The organism is Kineococcus sp. G2, assembly GCF_037154035.1.
In the GTDB taxonomy this organism is placed as follows: Bacteria; Actinomycetota; Actinomycetes; order Actinomycetales; family Kineococcaceae; genus Kineococcus.
Genome location: NZ_JBBBEM010000054.1, coordinates 35730 through 51801, shown reverse-complemented (window position 1 = coordinate 51801; position 16072 = coordinate 35730). Strand labels below are relative to the sequence as shown.

At 74.1% G+C, this 16072-nt stretch carries 13 protein-coding genes; 3 read left to right on the top strand and 10 right to left on the bottom strand.

Translation table 11 applies throughout. The features are described 5' to 3' along the window. Positions 1-23: 23 nt before the first annotated feature. Positions 24-1643, bottom strand: coding sequence for an N-acyl-D-amino-acid deacylase family protein (locus tag V9U69_RS09680; RefSeq protein ID WP_337061497.1), 1620 nt, complete (start codon positions 1641-1643; stop codon positions 24-26). Positions 1644-1683: 40 nt separating this feature from the next. Beyond that, the gene (locus tag V9U69_RS09675; protein ID WP_337061496.1) at positions 1684-2988 is read right to left on the bottom strand and encodes an alanine racemase; all 1305 of its coding nucleotides are present in this window, start codon (positions 2986-2988) and stop codon (positions 1684-1686) included. Between the two features lie 99 nt (positions 2989-3087). Here V9U69_RS09675 and V9U69_RS09670 point away from each other — a divergent pair, with 99 nt between their 5' ends. After that, positions 3088-3492 carry a RidA family protein gene (locus V9U69_RS09670; protein WP_337061495.1) on the top strand — a complete coding sequence of 135 codons (405 nt, stop codon included), beginning with the start codon at positions 3088-3090 and terminating at the stop codon, positions 3490-3492. A 19-nt stretch (positions 3493-3511) separates the two neighbouring features. Here V9U69_RS09670 and V9U69_RS09665 read toward each other — a convergent pair whose 3' ends face one another. Beyond that, complete coding sequence (locus V9U69_RS09665) at positions 3512-4561, bottom strand: lactonase family protein (RefSeq protein WP_337061494.1); 1050 nt, start codon at positions 4559-4561, stop codon at positions 3512-3514. A 41-nt stretch (positions 4562-4602) separates the two neighbouring features. Between V9U69_RS09665 and V9U69_RS09660 the strand changes: the two genes are divergently transcribed. Beyond that, positions 4603-5301 (top strand): GNAT family N-acetyltransferase, encoded by a 699-nt coding sequence (locus tag V9U69_RS09660; protein ID WP_337061493.1) that lies wholly within the window; start codon positions 4603-4605, stop codon positions 5299-5301. 15 nt (positions 5302-5316) lie between these two features. Here V9U69_RS09660 and V9U69_RS09655 read toward each other — a convergent pair whose 3' ends face one another. After that, complete coding sequence (locus V9U69_RS09655; protein ID WP_337061491.1) at positions 5317-5784, bottom strand: YbaK/EbsC family protein; 468 nt, start codon at positions 5782-5784, stop codon at positions 5317-5319. 200 nt (positions 5785-5984) lie between these two features. Between V9U69_RS09655 and V9U69_RS09650 the strand changes: the two genes are divergently transcribed. Beyond that, positions 5985-6278, top strand: coding sequence for a hypothetical protein (locus V9U69_RS09650; RefSeq protein WP_337061490.1), 294 nt, complete (start codon positions 5985-5987; stop codon positions 6276-6278). A gap of 5 nt (positions 6279-6283) precedes the next feature. Here the strand turns inward: V9U69_RS09650 and V9U69_RS09645 are convergent, their stop codons facing one another. From V9U69_RS09645 to V9U69_RS09620, 6 genes are all read right to left on the bottom strand, one after another. Beyond that, complete coding sequence (locus V9U69_RS09645; protein ID WP_337061489.1) at positions 6284-7573, bottom strand: globin domain-containing protein; 1290 nt, start codon at positions 7571-7573, stop codon at positions 6284-6286. Positions 7574-7722: 149 nt separating this feature from the next. Further along, complete coding sequence (locus V9U69_RS09640) at positions 7723-8907, bottom strand: MFS transporter (RefSeq protein ID WP_337061487.1); 1185 nt, start codon at positions 8905-8907, stop codon at positions 7723-7725. A 96-nt stretch (positions 8908-9003) separates the two neighbouring features. Next, positions 9004-9753: a respiratory nitrate reductase subunit gamma gene (gene narI, locus V9U69_RS09635; protein ID WP_337061485.1), complete on the bottom strand. Its 750-nt coding sequence runs from the start codon at positions 9751-9753 to the stop codon at positions 9004-9006. After that, positions 9750-10466 (bottom strand): nitrate reductase molybdenum cofactor assembly chaperone, encoded by a 717-nt coding sequence (gene narJ, locus V9U69_RS09630; RefSeq protein ID WP_337061484.1) that lies wholly within the window; start codon positions 10464-10466, stop codon positions 9750-9752. Before narJ ends, narI begins: the two co-directional genes overlap by 4 nt. Further along, complete coding sequence (gene narH / locus V9U69_RS09625) at positions 10463-12184, bottom strand: nitrate reductase subunit beta (protein ID WP_337061482.1); 1722 nt, start codon at positions 12182-12184, stop codon at positions 10463-10465. Before narH ends, narJ begins: the two co-directional genes overlap by 4 nt. Further along, the gene (locus tag V9U69_RS09620; protein WP_337061480.1) at positions 12184-15882 is read right to left on the bottom strand and encodes a nitrate reductase subunit alpha; all 3699 of its coding nucleotides are present in this window, start codon (positions 15880-15882) and stop codon (positions 12184-12186) included. Before V9U69_RS09620 ends, narH begins: the two co-directional genes overlap by 1 nt. Positions 15883-16072 lie beyond the last annotated feature (190 nt).

Below are 16072 nucleotides of genomic sequence, written 5' to 3'. Positions count from 1 at the left end.
CCGGCGGGCGGGAAGCCGGGCGCTCAGCGGCGCGGCCCGCAGGAACCGCCCGGCCCCGCACCGCGCCGCAGCGCCCGTCCCGGCAGCGCGTCCGTGCGCGCCCCGTCGGCGATGACGGGGACCCCGGCGACCAGGACGTGCGGGATCCCCACAGGAGTGCGGCGCGGCTCCTCGAACGTCGCCCCTGCGGCCACGGTGGCCGGGTCGAACAGCACCAGGTCGGCCACCGCGCCCGGGCGCAGCACCCCGCGGTCGACCAGGCCCAGGCGCCGGGCGGGGCGCGAGGTCATGCGCGCCACGCACTCCTCCAGGCCGAGGACCCCCTCCTCGCGCACGTAGCGGCCCAGGTAGTGCGGGAACGTCCCCCAGGCGCGCGGGTGCGGGCGCTCCCCCACCAGCAGCCCGTCGCTGCCGACCGCGTGCCGGGAGTGCCGCATGATCTGCCGCACGTTCTCCTCGTGACCGACGTGCTGCAGCACCGTGGTGCCGAGCCGGTCGCGCAGCAGCAGGTCGCGGAACACCTCGAACGCCTCCCGCCCCGACCGCTGCGCCAGAGCGGCGACGGTGGCGCCGACCGCGTCGCCCAGCGCCGGGTCCCGCACGCCCGCGACCTGCAGGGTGTCCCACTCGACGGGCACGCCGTGGCAGCCGTCGGAACCGGTCACCTCCAGCTCGTGCCGCAACCGCGGCAGCACCGCCGGGTCCGCCAGCCGCCGCAGCACCGCCGCCGGGCCGCCCGCGCTCGCCCACCCGGGCAGCACCGCGGCGAGGGTCGTGGAACCCGGCAGGTACGGGTAGGTGTCCAGGGTGACGTCCACGCCGCCGGCGAGCGCGGCGTCCACCAGGGCCAGCAGTTCCGCCGCCCGCCCGGCGTTCACGCCGAAGTTCATCGTGGCGTGCGTCAGGTGCAGCGCCGCGCCGGAGGAGCGCGCCACCTGCACCGCCTCCGCGTACGCCTCCAGCGCGCCGCGGCCGTAGGAGCGGGTGTGCGGCGCCCAGAAACCCCCGAAACCGGCGACGACCCGCGCCAGCTCCACCAGCTCGGCGGTGCCCGCGTACATGCCGGGCGCGTACGTCAGCCCGCTGGACATCCCCACGGCACCCTCGCGCATCCCGGTGCGCACCAGGTCCCGCATCCGGTCCAGCTCCGCGTCCGTGGCGGGGCGGTCCTCGGCGCCGACGGCGAGCAGGCGCACCGTGCCCTGCGGGACGAGGTAGCAGACGTTGACGGCGGCGCCGGCGTCGACGCGGTCCAGGTACTCCCCCACACCGCGCCAGTCCCACACCAGGTCGTGCGGCACGCCGTTCCACCCGGCCAGCTGCTCGCGCAGCACGTCCAGGGCCGCGTCGTCCACGGGCGCGCAGCTGAGCCCGTCCTGGCCGAGGAGTTCCGTGGTCACCCCCTGCGCGGTCTTCGCCAGGTGCTGCGGGTCGGTGAGGACGGCCAGGTCGGAGTGGGCGTGCAGGTCGATGAAACCCGGCGCCAGGACGAGGCCGTCCGCGTCGAGCACGCGCGCCCCGGCGGTGGTTCCGACGTCGCCCAGGGCCGCGATCCGGCCGCCGGCCACGAGGGCGTCGCCGCGCCGGGCGGGGGCGCCGGTGCCGTCGACGAGGAGCGCACCGCGCACCAGCAGGTCGCTCACCGCGAACCCACCGGGAACCCACCGGGACTCCGCCGGAACCTCACCCGAACACCGTGCGCACCCAGTCGACGAGGACCGGCTGGGCGGCACCGGCGTCGTCGAGCACGGGCAGCAGGCCCCACTTGTCGAACGCCGTGCACGGGTGCGACAACCCCAGCCGCAGCACGTCGCCCACCCGCAGCGACTCCGCCGCACCCGTCAGCCGCACGAACGCGTGCTGGTCGTTCAGGGCGGTCACCTGCGCCCCGGTGAGGGTCTCGGTGGCCCCGGAACCGCTGCGCCGCACCGCCTGCACCTGCGGCAGGCCCTCGTCGAACGGCAGGTCCCGCTTGCCCGCGTCGGCCAGCGCCAGACCGGGTTCGGGGCGCGAGACCACGCGGACCCACCCGTGCAGGGCGGCGCGGAGGCCCTCCCCGGCGGCACCGGCGGCACCGCGCCCCAGCGGTGAGATGCCGCGGTAGAAACCGTCGTCGTGGGCGACGTACGCCCCGGCGCGCACCACCGTCCGGGTCGCCGGCCCGCGCTGGCCGGCCGGGTCGTGCAGCGGGGCGAGGGCCTCGGCGACCAGGTCGAAGTAGGCGCTGCCGCCGGCGCTGACGACGACACCGCCGGGCACGTCGCCGTACGCGCCGGAGGCGGCCAGCCGCTCGTGGAGGTCGCGCAGCTCCCCCAGCCAGGACCGCACGCGCTGCAGGCCGGCCGCCCCGGCGTCGTGGGCGAGGGCCCCCTCGTACCCGGCGACGCCCGCCAGCCGCAGCCCGGGGGCGGCGGCCACGGCGCGCGCCACCTCCAGGGCCGCCTCCACCGAGCGGGCGCCGGTGCGCCCGCCCGGTGCCCCCAGCTCCACGAGCACGTCGAGCGGTTGGGCGGGTTCCCCGCCGGCGGTCAGGCCGCGGGAGGTGGCCTCCACCACGTCGGCGCCGTCGGCCCACACCAGCACCCGCGCGCTGCGCGGGCGCGCCAGCAGGGCCAGCACCCCCGGGTCCAGGACGGGGTAGGCGGCCAGCACCCACGGCACCTGCGCGTCCAGGGCCACCGCCAGCTGCCACGGCGTCGCCACGGTGAGGCCGCACGCGCCGGCGTCGAGCTGACGGCGCCAGATCGACGGCGCCATCGTCGTCTTGCCGTGCGGGGCGAGGTCCACCCCGGCCGCGCGCGCCCACGCCGCCATCGTGGCGAGGTTGTGCTCCAGGGCGGCGGCGTCCAGCGTCACCAGCGGGGTCGGCAGCCGCGCCAGGCCGGGGCGCTCCGCGGCGACGGCCGCGGCGTCGCGCCCCCACGCCGCGACGGGCGCGGCCTTGTGCTGCGGGCCCAGCGGCCCCACCCGTCCCGCGTCGTACGCCACCGTGGACCGCCTCTCCCCGTCGTGCGCGTCCCGGCGGTTCTAGCATCGTGGCGGCGCCGGGTCGAGGCCCCGGGCCGTCCCCGACGAGGAGGAGTCCCCGTGTCCCCGCGCACCGCCGTCAGCACCGACCAGGCCCCCGCCCCCGCGCACACGTTCTCCCAGGGGGTGCGCAAGGGGCCGCTGCTGCAGGTCTCCGGGCAGGGCCCGGTGGACCCCGCCACCGGCGAGTACGTGCACGCCGGCGACGTGCGGGCGCAGACCGAGCGCACCCTGCGCAACGTGGAGGCCGTGCTGCGCGCCGGGGGCGCCACGTTCGACGACGTGCTGGCGCTGCGGGTGTACCTGACCACCCGGGACGACTTCGCGGCGATGAACGAGGCGTACGGGCAGTTCGTCGGTGCCCGCACCACCGACGGGGTGCTGCCCGCGCGCACCACCGTGTTCACCGGCCTGCCCCGTGCGGAGATGCTCGTGGAGATCGACGCGTTCGCCGTGGTGGAGTGAGGCCGGCGGCCGCGGGGGTTCAGCCCACCAGCGGCAGCACGCACGTGGGTGAGGCGACCTCGGCGCACGAGCGGTCCACCACGGCCAGGTCCGCGTCCAGGGCCAGGTGGACCACGGCGTCGGAGTCCTGCGCGCTGACGTAGAGGTGCGTGCGGCCGCCGGAGCCGGCGACCACGCGCACGTGGCGGGGGTTGCGCGCGCCGAGCGGCACGTCGAGCACGGGGCGGGCGACGCCGCCGGCGACCTCGTGGACGGTGAGGACGTCGGCGCCGCGGTTGGTGACGACGAGCCGCCCGGGCGCCAGGACGGCCACCTCGCCGGGGTGCACGGGCGGTGCCGCGCTCCCCGACAGGGCCGGGTGCGCCACCGGTGCGCCCAGGCGCGCGCCGGCGGGGCCGTCCAGCAGCGGCAGGGACAGGACCGTCGCGTCCAGCTCGCCGGTCACGTGGACGGCGCGGGAACCGGGGGTGCCGGTGACGGCGGCGTGCCGGGGTCCGCAACCGGGCGGGGTGCGCACCACCTGCACCGGCCGGGTGCCCACCCGGCGGGCCGCCGGGTCGACGCGGTGCACCCGCAGCTCGTCGGTGCCCAGGTCCGCCACGAGCAGCGTGACCGGGTCCGGGAACGTCGCCGAGTGCGGGTGGGAGGACTCCTGCCGGTCGGCGCGCGGGCCGGAACCCGGCGCGGTGAGGACCTGCACCAGCTCCCGGGCGATGCCGCCGGGGGCGGCGACGATCCCCACGGCGCCGCCGTAGTCGGCCACCGCGAGCAGTTCCCCGCCCGGGTGCACCGCGACGTGGCAGGGGGCGGGGCCCCCGCTCGGCGCCCGCCCCAGCACCTCCCGCGCGCCGGGACGCCGGGTGGAGACGGCGCCGTCGTCGACCTCGTGGGCGGCGTGCAGCACCCCCGGCGCGCCGGCCGCGGCGAGGAACGACGGGGAGTCGCACGGGTCCTCCGCCACCTGCTCGCCCAGCCGGCCGGTGACCGGGTCGCGCGCCAGCAGCACCACACCGCTGCCGCGGCCGCCGGTGGCGGCGGTCCAGCACCCGACGGCCAGGAGTTCGCGCACCGGCCCATCCTGCCGCGCAGCGCTGGGGCAGGATGGGCGCCGTGCCGACGGGAACCCCGCACGACCCCGCTCCCGGCCCGCGGCGCGGCCCGGGAGCGCGGCTGCGCCCGTTCGACCCGGCCGCCCCGGCCGACCTGAGCGGGCTGTACGAGGTGTGCCTGCGCACCGGGTTCCACGGGGAGGACGCCACCGGCCGCTACGCCGACCCGCTGCTGCTGGGCGACGTGTACGCCGGGCCGTACGCCGCGCACGACCCCGCGCTGGTGACCGTCGTCGACGACGGCGACGGCGGAAGCGGCGGCAGGGTGGCCGGGTACGTCATCGGCTGCGCCGACACCCTCGCCTTCGAGCAGTGGGCCCGTGAGCACTGGTGGGCCGGGGTGCGGCGGCGCCACCGGGGGTTCGTCGCGGCCGGTCACGAGCCGACGGCGATGGACACCGCCCTGCTGCGCTCCCTGGACACCCCGCCCGGCCCGCGCCCGCACCTGCTCGGGCGCTCGGGGTTCCCCGCGCACCTGCACATCGACCTGCTGCCGCGCGTGCAGGGCCGCGGGCTGGGGCGCCGCCTGGTGGAGCACCTGCTGGTGCAGCTGGCGGGGCGCGGCGTGCCCGGTGTGCACCTGGGGGTCTCCACCCGCAACCCCGGCGCCGTCGCGTTCTACCGCCGGCTGGGGTTCTCCGAGCTGGACGGCGCGGAGCCCGGCAGCGGCGGGCTCACGATGGGGCTGCGCCTGCGCTGACCCGCGGCGGCCGCGTCAGGGGACGACGGTGACCGGTTCGGCGCCGCACACGCGCAGCAGTTCCGCGAAGGTCGTCGGGAACACCGCGTGCGGCGTCCCCGCGGCAGCCCACACCACGTCGAAACCGGCGAGCGCGCTGTCCACGACGGTGCGCAGCGGCGCGGGGTGGCCGACGGGGGCGACGCCGCCGATGGGCTGGCCGGTGGCGGCCCGGACCTCGGCCGCACCGGGCCGGGTGAGCTCCGCGGCACCCAACTGCGCCGCCGTGTGGACGGGGTCGACGCGGTGGGCGCCGCTGGTCAGCACGAGCACCGGCTCACCGTCGGCGAGGAACACCAGGCTGTTGGCGATCGCTCCCACCGGGCAGCCCAGCGCGGCGGCGGCCTCCGCGGCGGTGCGAGCGGGGACGGGCAGCTCGCGGACCTCACCGGCGCACCCGGCGGTGCGCAGGTGCTCGGCCACGGCGGTCGCGTTGCGGTGCACGGAGGCTCCCGGGGCGTGCGGACGGACGGCGGGCACAGCCTGGCACAGGCACCGCCGGCCCCGGCGGGAAGCGCACGCACCACCCCTCGCGGTCACCTTGTGCAGCCGATACTCACTCCACGTGTTTCCGGGTCGGCCGGGCCGGTCGTCTCGACGCGCACCGGCGGGCGGAACGGCGCCGACGGGTCCACCATCGACGGGTGGCCGTCTGGACGTCGTTCATGGACCTCGTGCACCTCGTCGGCGCCGCCGGGTCGGCGGCGCTCGCGGCGGGGTTCACCGCCGGTGGGGAGACCGCCCGCGCGCTCTTCTACGCGGCCGTGACGGTCGCGTTCGCCGTGGCGCTGGTGCGCCGGCGCGCCCAGCGGCGGGCGCCGGCCCCCACCGCACCGGCCGTGGTGGACCTGCGGCCGGCACCGGCGGCGACGCGGCCGACGGCGGCCGGGTTCGGCGGCGGCGCCGCCGAACCCGGCCCCGAGCGACCGGCCGCCTGAGCGGTTCAGACGCCCACGCGCTCCTGGTGCGCGCCCTGGTGCGGCACCGGTGCCGGCTGGGCCGCCGGCTCGGGCGCCGCACCCCACAGGTCCGGGCCGAACACCTCGTAGCGGATCGCCTCGGCGGGCACGCCGCGGGACAGCAGCGTGGCCCGCACCTGCCGCATGAACGGCAGCGGCCCGCAGGTGAACACCTGCACGCCCTCCGGCAGCGGCACCTCGGACAGGTCCATGAACCCGTGGTGCGACGTGGTGTCGTCCGGTTCGGGCTGCTCGTACCAGGCCAGCGCCGTGAAGTCGTCCAGATCGGCGCCCGTGCGCAGCACCGCCTCGCGCAGCGCGTGGTCGGAGGCGGTGCGGTCGGCGTGCGCGACGACCACCGCCCGGTGCGGCTGGGTGCGGGCGACGTGCTCGACGATCGACAGCACCGGGGTGATGCCGGCACCGGCGCTGGCGAGCAGCAGCGGGGCGTCGGTGTCCTCGAGGACGACATCACCGGCGGGGGTGCTGACGTCCAGCAGGTCGCCGACGGCGACGTGGTCGTGGAGGAACGAGGAGACCTGCCCGTCGGGGGCTCCGTCGCGACCGCGCACGCGCCGCACGGTGATCTGCAGGCGGGTGCCGCTGCGCGAGGAGGAGACGGTGTACTGCCGCGGCTGGCGGGAGCCGTCCGGCAGGTCGGCGAACACCGACACGTACTGGCCGGGCAGGACGGCCGGGAGGGGCTCGCCGTCCGCGGGCTCCAGCACGAGGGAGACGACCTCCGCGGTCTCCTGCACGCGGCGCACCACGCGGTACGGACGCACCGGCACGGCCGGGTCCACACCGGCCAGGTGGTACAGGCGGGCCTCCTCGGCGATGAGCTGGGTGGCGAACAGCCAGTACACCTCGTCCCAGGCCGCAGCCACCTCGGGCGTGACGGCGTCGCCGAGGACCTCGCCGACGGCGGCCAGCAGGTGCCGGCCGACGATCGTGTACTGGTCGGGGCGGATGCCGAGGGAGATGTGCTTGTGGGCGATGCGCCGCAGGACGTGGTCGAACGGCGGTGCGTCGGGGTCGATGAGCTGCACGGCGTAGGCCACCACCGAGGCCGCCAGGGCCTTGCTCTGCTCCCCCGTCGCCTGGTTGCCCATGTTGAACACCCGGCGCAGCTCCGGGTGGGCGCCGAGCATGCTCGGGTAGAACACGCCCGTGATCTCCTCGGCGTGCGCGGCGACGACGGCGGCCGTCGCGCGCACCACCGCCTCCGAGCTCTCCGACAGCAGCGGCGTGCGGGACGGCGCGGTGGTGGACACGGGACCTCCAGGGGCGTGCGGGTGCGAGACGCGGCGCCGCACCACGGGGGCACGGCGGTTGCCCCAGCGTAAGAAGCTTCGGCGCCCGGTCCCGGGGACCTTGGTCCCGGGACCGGGGACGGTGGTCCCGGGGCGGTGCTCCCGCCCGGTCAGCCCCGGCCGGCGCCGGCGGTCACCGCGCGCATCGCGAAGGCCGTGTACAGGGCCGCGGCGAGGGCGACGACGGCGAGCAGCGCGAGCCCGGGCTTGTAGTTGCCCACGTAGCCGTAGATCGCGCCCATCACCAGGGGCGGGGCGAAACCGCCCAGCCCGCCCGCGGCACCGACGATCCCGGTGACCGAGCCGACCGTCCCGGGCGGGGCGACGACCGCGAGCAGGGCGAACACGGCACCGGAGGACGCCCCCAGGGCCGCGGCCATGGTGAGGAACGCGATCGTGCCGATCGGCTCCAGCGGGGGTTCCAGCGCGCAGACGGTCGCGAAGACGGCCACCACGGCGAAGCAGGCGACGAGCACGGGCACCGGTCCCACCCGGTCGGAGAGCAGACCGCCCACCGGGCGCATCGCCACGGCCAGCACCACGAAACCCGCCGTGCGGATCGCCGCGTCGCCGGGCTCCAGGCCGAACGCATCGCGCAGGTAGGTGGGCAGGTAGACGCTGAAGGCGACGAACCCACCGAACCCGACGGCGTAGAGGAAGGACAGTTGCAGCGTCACCGGCATCCGGAACGTCGTCCACGCGCGGCGCAGCGCGCTGCCGGTCGGCACCTGCCGGCCGGGCGCGTCGCGCAGCACCACGGCCGCGACGACGGCGTAGACGGCCAGCAGCACGGCGACCAGCGCGAACGGGAACGTCAGCCCCAACCGGTCCTTCAGCGCCACCGTCGTGAACGAGGACACGGCCGTGCCGCCCATGCCGATGCCGAAGATCCCCAGCGCCGCACCGCGACGCGCCGGCGGGAACCACGCGTTGACCAGCGGAACGCCCACGGCGAAGGTCGTGCCGCCCAGGCCCAGGAACGTGCCACCGAGGAGCATCAGCCCCAGCGAACCGGTCGCCACGAACCCGACGAACAGCACGGGCAGGATGGTCAGGGCGGACATCACCGGGAACATCACCCGGGCACCGAACCGGTCGGTGAGCGCGCCCACGGGGATGCGCCCCAACGAGCCGACCACGACGGGTACGGCGACCAGGAGCGACTTCTCCAGCGCCGACAGCTCCAGCTCGCCGGCGAAGTAGCTGCCCAGCGGGCTGATGAGCGCCCACGCCCAGAAGTTGACGACGAACCCGGCGGTGGCGGTGGCCAGGACGATCCACGCCTGGCGGGGCACGGCCGGGGACTCAGCCCCCGGCACGGGATTCGCAGCGGATCCGGTGACCACGGTGGGGTGCCCTCCTCGGGGTGCGCCGACGGCAGCGGGTTCCGCTCAGCGCCGCGCCTTCTGGTCCGTCCGGTCCCAGCCCCGGGCGGTGGCGCGGTTGCCGAGCTGCGGCGTGCGGCTGCGGTAGACGATGTAGGGGCGGGTGAAGTACCCGATCGGCGCGCTGAAGACGTGCACGAGGCGCGTGAAGGGCCAGATCGCGAAGAGCAGGAACGCGGACAGGGCGTGCAGCTGGTACCCGATGCCCGCCTCGGCCATCAGCTCCGGCTTCGGCTGGAAGTAGAAGATGCTGCGGAACCACGGCGAGACGGTGGTGCGGTAGTCCGACGCCTGGCCGATGACGTTGCCGAGCACGGTGTTGCTGATGCCGAACAGGATGGTCGCCGTGAGGACGACGTACATGAACTTGTCGTTGCGGGTGGTCGCGGAGAACACCGGGCCGACGGTGCGGCGCCGGTAGATGAGGATCGCCAGCCCCGTCAGGGTGCAGAACCCCGCGACGGCACCGATGGAGACCGCGACGAAGTGGTAGGCGTGCTCGGTGATGCCGACGGCCTCGGTCCACGACGCGGGGATGCCCAGGCCGATGACGTGCCCGCCGAGCGCGGCGAGGATGCCGAAGTGGAACAGCGGGCTGCCCCAGCGCAGCAGCCGGCGCTCGTACAGCTGCGAGGAACGGGTGGTCCACCCGAACTTGTCGTACCGGTAGCGCCAGTAGTGCCCGACGACGAAGACGGCCAGGCACAGGTACGGCACGACGAGCCAGAGGACCAGGTCGGTGGCGCTGACGTTCACGGGGTCGCTCCTGAGGTGACGGGCAGGGTCTTCGCGCCGGGTGGAGGGCTGAGCGGGGGCATGAACTCCGGCGGCGCGAAGGAGGTTTCCCCGTACGGGTCCAGCCCGACGTCCTCGCTCGGCGGGCCCTGCGCCGCCAGGCGCAGCACGGCCTCGCGGTCCTCCGCCCGCACGGCGGGCAGCGTCGCGCACACCGCCCGCAGGACGTGCGCGTACGGCGAGCGGCGTTCCTGAAGGGACAGGCGGATGAGCTCCAGCCCCGCCCGGTGCTCGCCGAGCAGCCGCTCCCCGCGCCGGGCGTCGCCCAGCGCGGTGAACTCCAGGACCACCGCGAGGTGGTCGGGCAGCTCACCGTCGTCGAGCACCATCCCGGCCCGGGAGTACAGGTGCTTGAACTTCAGCAGGGCCATGCCCCGCTTCCTCGTGTCGCCGTGGGCGTAGTACGTCAGGTACAGGCAGCAGCGGCGGCGCAGGTCGAAGACCTCGACGTACTCGGCCTGCTGCTGCTCCAGCGGCGTCGTCTCGACGTGGTCGAGGAAGCGGCCCAGGGGTCCCGCCAGCGCCACCGGCAGCGGGGCGACGACCGCGCGCAGCAGGGGCAACCGGTCCAGCAGGTCCTGCTCCGGGTACGCCAGCAGCAGCGAGGCGGCCTGCCGGGCGGTGGCCGCCTCGGCCGGCTGCACCGGTGCGGGGCCGGTCTGACGGCGCCTCACGGCTTCGGCTCCGTCACGCCCGGGTCCCCCGGCTCCTGCCCCGTCCCGGCCTCGGAGGGAGCACCGCGCGAGCCGTCCCGGGACGGGAACAGTCCCGAGGGCCGTCCCTTGCCGTCCCAGTTCAGCAGGTTGACCCGCCCCGACTCCGACGGCCTGGTCATGGAGTCGGCGTTCTGCCGCTCCTTGAGCATGTGGAAGTTCTCCACGGCGATGGGAGTGGTCCCGCCGGAGCTCTCCCCGAAGGGCCCCCACCCGCCCATGCCCGGGCCGCCGTCGTAGTCGAGGCTGCACTCGGTGGCGAGCTCCTCGAGCTTGTGGGCCTGCTCGGCGTGCGCGGTGGGGATGACGTAGCGCTCGTCGTACTTGGCGATCGCCAGCAGCCGGTACATCTCCTGCACCTCGCCGCCCGTCATGCCGACCTTCTCGGCGATCCCCTCGTCCGCCGCGCGGCCCAGGTTGATGTCGCGCATGTAGGCGCGCATCGCCGCCAGCCGGTGCAGCACGGCGTTGACCGGACCGACGTCCCCGGCGGTGAACAGCTCGGCGAGGTACTCCACGGGGATCCGCAGCGCCTCGATGGCCGCGAAGAGGTTCCCCCCGTCCTCCGCGTCGTGACCGGTGTCGCGCACGACGTCCACCACCGGCGAGAGCGGCGGGATGTACCAGACCATGGGCATGGTGCGGTACTCCGGGTGCAGGGGCAGCGCCACCTTGAACTCGTTGATGAGCCGGTAGACGGGCGAGCGCTGCGCCGCGGTGATCCAGTCCCGCGGGATGCCGGCGCGTTCCGCCTCGCGGATCACCTCGGGGTCGTTCGGGTCGAGGAAGACCTGCCGCTGCGCCTCGTAGAGGTCCTGGTCACCGGGTGTGGAGGCGGCCTCGAGGACCCGGTCGGCGTCGTAGAGCACCAGGCCGATGTAGCGCAGCCGGCCGACGCACGTCTCGGAGCAGACGGTCGGGATTCCCACCTCCACCCGGGGGAAGCAGAACGTGCACTTCTCGGCCTTGCCGGTGCGGTGGTTGAAGTAGACCTTCTTGTACGGGCAGCCCGTCACGCACATGCGCCAGCCGCGGCAGCGGTCCTGGTCGACGAGGACGATGCCGTCCTCGGACCGCTTGTAGATGGCTCCCGACGGGCAGGACGCGGCGCACGAGGGGTTCAGGCAGTGCTCGCAGATGCGCGGCAGGTAGAACATGAACGTCTTCTCGAAGTCGAGCTTCACCTTGTCGGCGATCTGCTGGAGCATGACGTCCTTGTCCCCGTGCTGCGGGGAGCCGCCGAGGTTGTCGTCCCAGTTGGACGACCACTCGATCTTCATGTCCTCGCCGGTCAGCATGGACTTCGGCCGCGCGACGGGGGTGTGCTCCTGGACGGGGGCGCTGGTCAGCGTCTCGTAGTCGTACGTCCACGGCTCGTAGTAGTCGTCGATGGACGGCTGCACCGGGTTGGAGAAGATGGTCAGCAGCTTCTTCGCCCGCCCGCCGGCCTTGAGCTTCAGGCGTCCGCGGCGGTTGAGCTCCCAGCCGCCCTTCCACTTCTCCTGGTCCTCGTAGCGGCGGGGGTAGCCCTGCCCGGGACGGGTCTCGACGTTGTTGAACCAGACGTACTCGACCCCGGTACGGTTGGTCCACGCCTGCTTGCACGTGACCGAGCAGGTGTGGCACCCGATGCACTTGTCGAGGTTCATCACCATGGACATCTGCGCCATGACACGCATCAGTACTGCACCTCCTGGCTCCGGCGACGGATGACGGTCACTTCGTCCCGCTGGTTCCCCGTGGGCCCGAGGTAGTTGAAGGCGAAGGTGAGCTGGGCGTACCCGCCGACGAGGTGGCTGGGCTTCATGAGCAGCCGCGTCAGCGAGTTGTGCATGCCGCCGCGCTTCCCGGACGTCTCCGCGACCGGGACGTCGATGAGCCGGTCCTGCGCGTGGTACATGTACACCGTCCCCTCGGGCATGCGGTGGGAGACGATGGCGCGGGCCACGACGACGCCGTTGCGGTTGACCGCCTCGATCCAGTCGTTGTCGCTCACACCGATCTTCGCGGCGTCGACGTCGCTGATCCAGATGGTCTGCCCACCGCGGGACAGGCTGAGCATCAGCAGGTTGTCCTGGTACTCCGAGTGGATGGACCACTTGTTGTGCGGGGTGAGGTACCGCAGGGTGATGCCCAGCTCCCCCTGTGCCCCGAGCGCGGGCTCACCGAACAGGGCCTGCATGTTCAGCGGCGGGCGGAAGACGGGCAGGTTCTCCCCCAGCTCCGTCATCCAGTCGTGGTCGAGGTAGAAGTGCTGGCGCCCCGTCAGGGTGTGCCACGGCTTGAGCCGCTCGACGTTGATGGTGAACGGCGAGTAGCGCCGGCCACCGTGCTCGCTGCCGGACCACTCCGGGGACGTGATGACCGGGACGGGGCGGGACTGGGTGTCGGCGAAGGTGATGAGCTTGCCCTCGTGCTCGGCGGACAGGTCCGCCAGGCGGACCCCGGTGCGCTCCTCCACCTTCTCGAAGCCGCGGGTGGCCAGCCGCCCGTTCGTGGTGCCGGACAGCGCGAGGATGGTCTCGCACATGTCCACGTCGCGGGCCAGCGAGGGGCGCCCCTCTCCCGCGCCGCTGCGGACGGTGCCGTTCTTGTGCCGCAGGTACTCCACCTCCTGGTCGGGGATGGAGGACAGGCCCTTCACCGGCATCCCGAGCGTGTCCACCAGCGGGCCCAGGGATGCCATCTTCTCGGCGACCGCACCGTAGTCGCGCTCCACCACGACCAGCTTGGGCATCGTCTTGCCCGGGACCGGCTCGCACTCCCCGAGCTTCCAGTCGCGCACCACCCCGTGCGGGTTGGCCATCTCGTCGGGGGAGTCGTGCAGCAGGGGTGCGGCCACCAGGTCCTTGCGCACCCCGAGGTGCTTGGCCGCCATGCGGCTGAAATCCTTCGCGATGGTGTTGAAGGCGTCGAAGTCCGTGCGGCTCTGCCACGGCGGCGCGATCGCCGGGTTGAAGGAGTGGACGTAGGGGTGCATGTCCGTGGTGTTGAGGTCGTACTTCTCGTACCACGTGGCCGCCGGCAGCACCACGTCGGAGAACAGCGTGGTGCTGGTCATGCGGAAGTCCAGGGTCAGGAGGAGGTCGAGCTTCCCGGTGGGCGCCTCCTCGTGCCACTCGACGTCGCGGGGCCGGTCCTGCGGCTCGGCCTCGGTGGCCCGCACCGATGCGTCCGTACCGAGCAGGTGCTTGAGGAAGTACTCGTTGCCCTTCCCCGAGGACCCCAGGAGGTTGGCGCGCCAGATCGTCAGGACGCGGGGGAAGTTCTCCGGGGAGTCGGGGTCCTCGGCCGCGAACCGCATGCGCCCGGACTTCAGCTCCTCCACGACGTGGTCCTGCACCGGGACCCCGGCCCGTTCGGCGTCGTCGCAGATGTCCAGCGGGTTGCGGTCGAACGTGGGGTACGACGGCATCCAGCCCATGCGCGCCGACTTGGCGACGACGTCGGCGGTGGTCATCCCCGACAGCAGGCCTCCGGTCGTGGCGGAGGACAGGGTGTCGGCCTTGAAGTGGTCGTAGCGGAACTGGTCGGTGTGCAGGTACCAGTACGCCGTCTGGATCATCTGCCGGGGCGGGCGGTGCCAGTCCAGGGCGTTCGCCACCGTGGACCAGCCGGTCGCCGGCCGGCACTTCTCCTGCCCGACGTAGTGCGCCCAGCCGCCGCCGTTGACGCCCTGGCAGCCGGTGAGCGTGGTGAGGACCAGGAACGCCCGGTAGATGGTGTCGGAGTGGAACCAGTGGTTGGTCCCGGCCCCCATGATGATCATGGAGCGGCCGCCGGAGTCCTCGGCGTTCTGCGCGAACTCCCGGCCGATCTTCGCGGCGGCCGCGGCCGGGACGCCGGTGAACTGCTCCTGCCAGGCGGGCGTGCACGGCGAGGATGCGTCGTCGTAGGAGTCCGGCCACTCACCGGGCAGGCCGGCCCGCCCGACGCCGTACTGCGCCAGCAGCAGGTCGTAGACGGTGGTGACGAGCTTGCCGCCGGCCTCCCGAACGGGGATGCCGCGGCGCACGACGCCGCCCTCGCCGCCAGCGGTGTCGAAGCGCGGCAGTTCGACCACCCTCGTCGCACCCGCGGGCTCGTGCAGGGTGAGCAACGGATCGATCCCGCCGAGGTCGAGGTTCCAGCGGCCCTTGCCCGCCTCGCTGAAGCGGTCGCCGAGCGTGCCGTTGGGCACGGTGGCGCGTCCGGTGGCGGCGTCGACGAGGACGGTCTTGAAGTGCCCCTCCTCGGACTCGTCGCCGAGGTCGGCGGCGGTGAGGAACTTCCCCGGCACCACCGTGTCGCCCCGCTGCTCCAGGGTCACCAGGAACGGCAGGTCGGAGTACCGCTTGACGTAGTCGGTGAACCGCGGGACCTGCCGGTCGACGAAGAACTCCTTCAGGGTGACGTGCCCCATCGCCATCGCCAGCGCACCGTCGGTGCCGGGGTGCGGGGCCAGCCAGTCGTCGGCGAACTTCGAGGCGTCGGAGTAGTCCGGGCTCATGACGACGACCTTCTGGCCGCGGTAGCGGGCCTCGGTCATCCAGTGCGCGTCCGGGGTGCGGGTCACGGGGACGTTGGAGCCCCACAGGATCAGGTAGGAGGCGTCCCACCAGTCCCCCGACTCCGGCACGTCCGTCTGGTCACCGAACACCTGCGGCGAGGCGACCGGCAGGTCGGCGTACCAGTCGTAGAAGGACAGCATCGGCGCACCGATGAGCGACATGAACCGCGACCCCACCGCGTGCGAGACCATCGACATCGCCGGGATGGGCGAGAACCCGGCGACCCGGTCGGGACCGTGCTCCTTGATGGTGTGGACGTGGGCGGCGGCGACCATCTCGGTCGCCTCCTCCCAGCTGGCGCGCACCAGGCCGCCCTTGCCGCGCTGCGCCTTGTAGGCGCGAGAACGCTCCGGGTCGGAGACGACGTCGGCCCACGCCAGGACGGGGTCGCCCAGCCGCTTCTTGGCCTCGCGGTACATCTGCAGCAGGGAGCCGCGCACGTACGGGTAGCGCACGCGCGTGGGCGAGTAGGTGTACCAGGAGAACGCGGCGCCGCGGGGGCATCCTCGCGGCTCGTACTCGGGGCGGTCCGGGCCGACCGAGGGGTAGTCGGTCTGCTGCGCCTCCCAGGTGATGATGCCGTCCTTGACGTACACCTTCCACGAGCACGAGCCCGTGCAGTTCACGCCGTGGGTGGATCGGACGACCTTGTCGTGGGACCAGCGGTCCCGGTAGAACGCGTCGGCGTCGCGCCCGCCCACCTGGTGCAGGGAGCGCAGGTCGGCGCTGACCTCACCCTTGCGGAAGAAGCGCGAGGTCCCCACGAGGGCCTCGGAGAGGCCGCTGTCGAACCCGGCACCGGTGCTGCGGTCGTTCGTGGCGGTCACGGTGGAACTCCTCGCCCCGCGGTCGGTGGACTTCGGGCGGCCGTTGTTGGACCACCGGGCGCACCAGCAGCACACACCCCGTCTCGGAGAGTGAACTCCTGACACTGTGAGCAACATATTGGTTCGCCGATGGGATGTCACCACCGGGCGCGCCGCGTTCCTCGAACCACATCAGACACGCCCGCCCACC

Excerpts from the sequence above, each read along its gene's own strand:
- narH (WP_337061482.1), bottom strand. The coding sequence starts at position 12,184 with ATGCGTGTCATGGCGCAGATGTCCATGGTGATGAACCTCGACAAGTGC.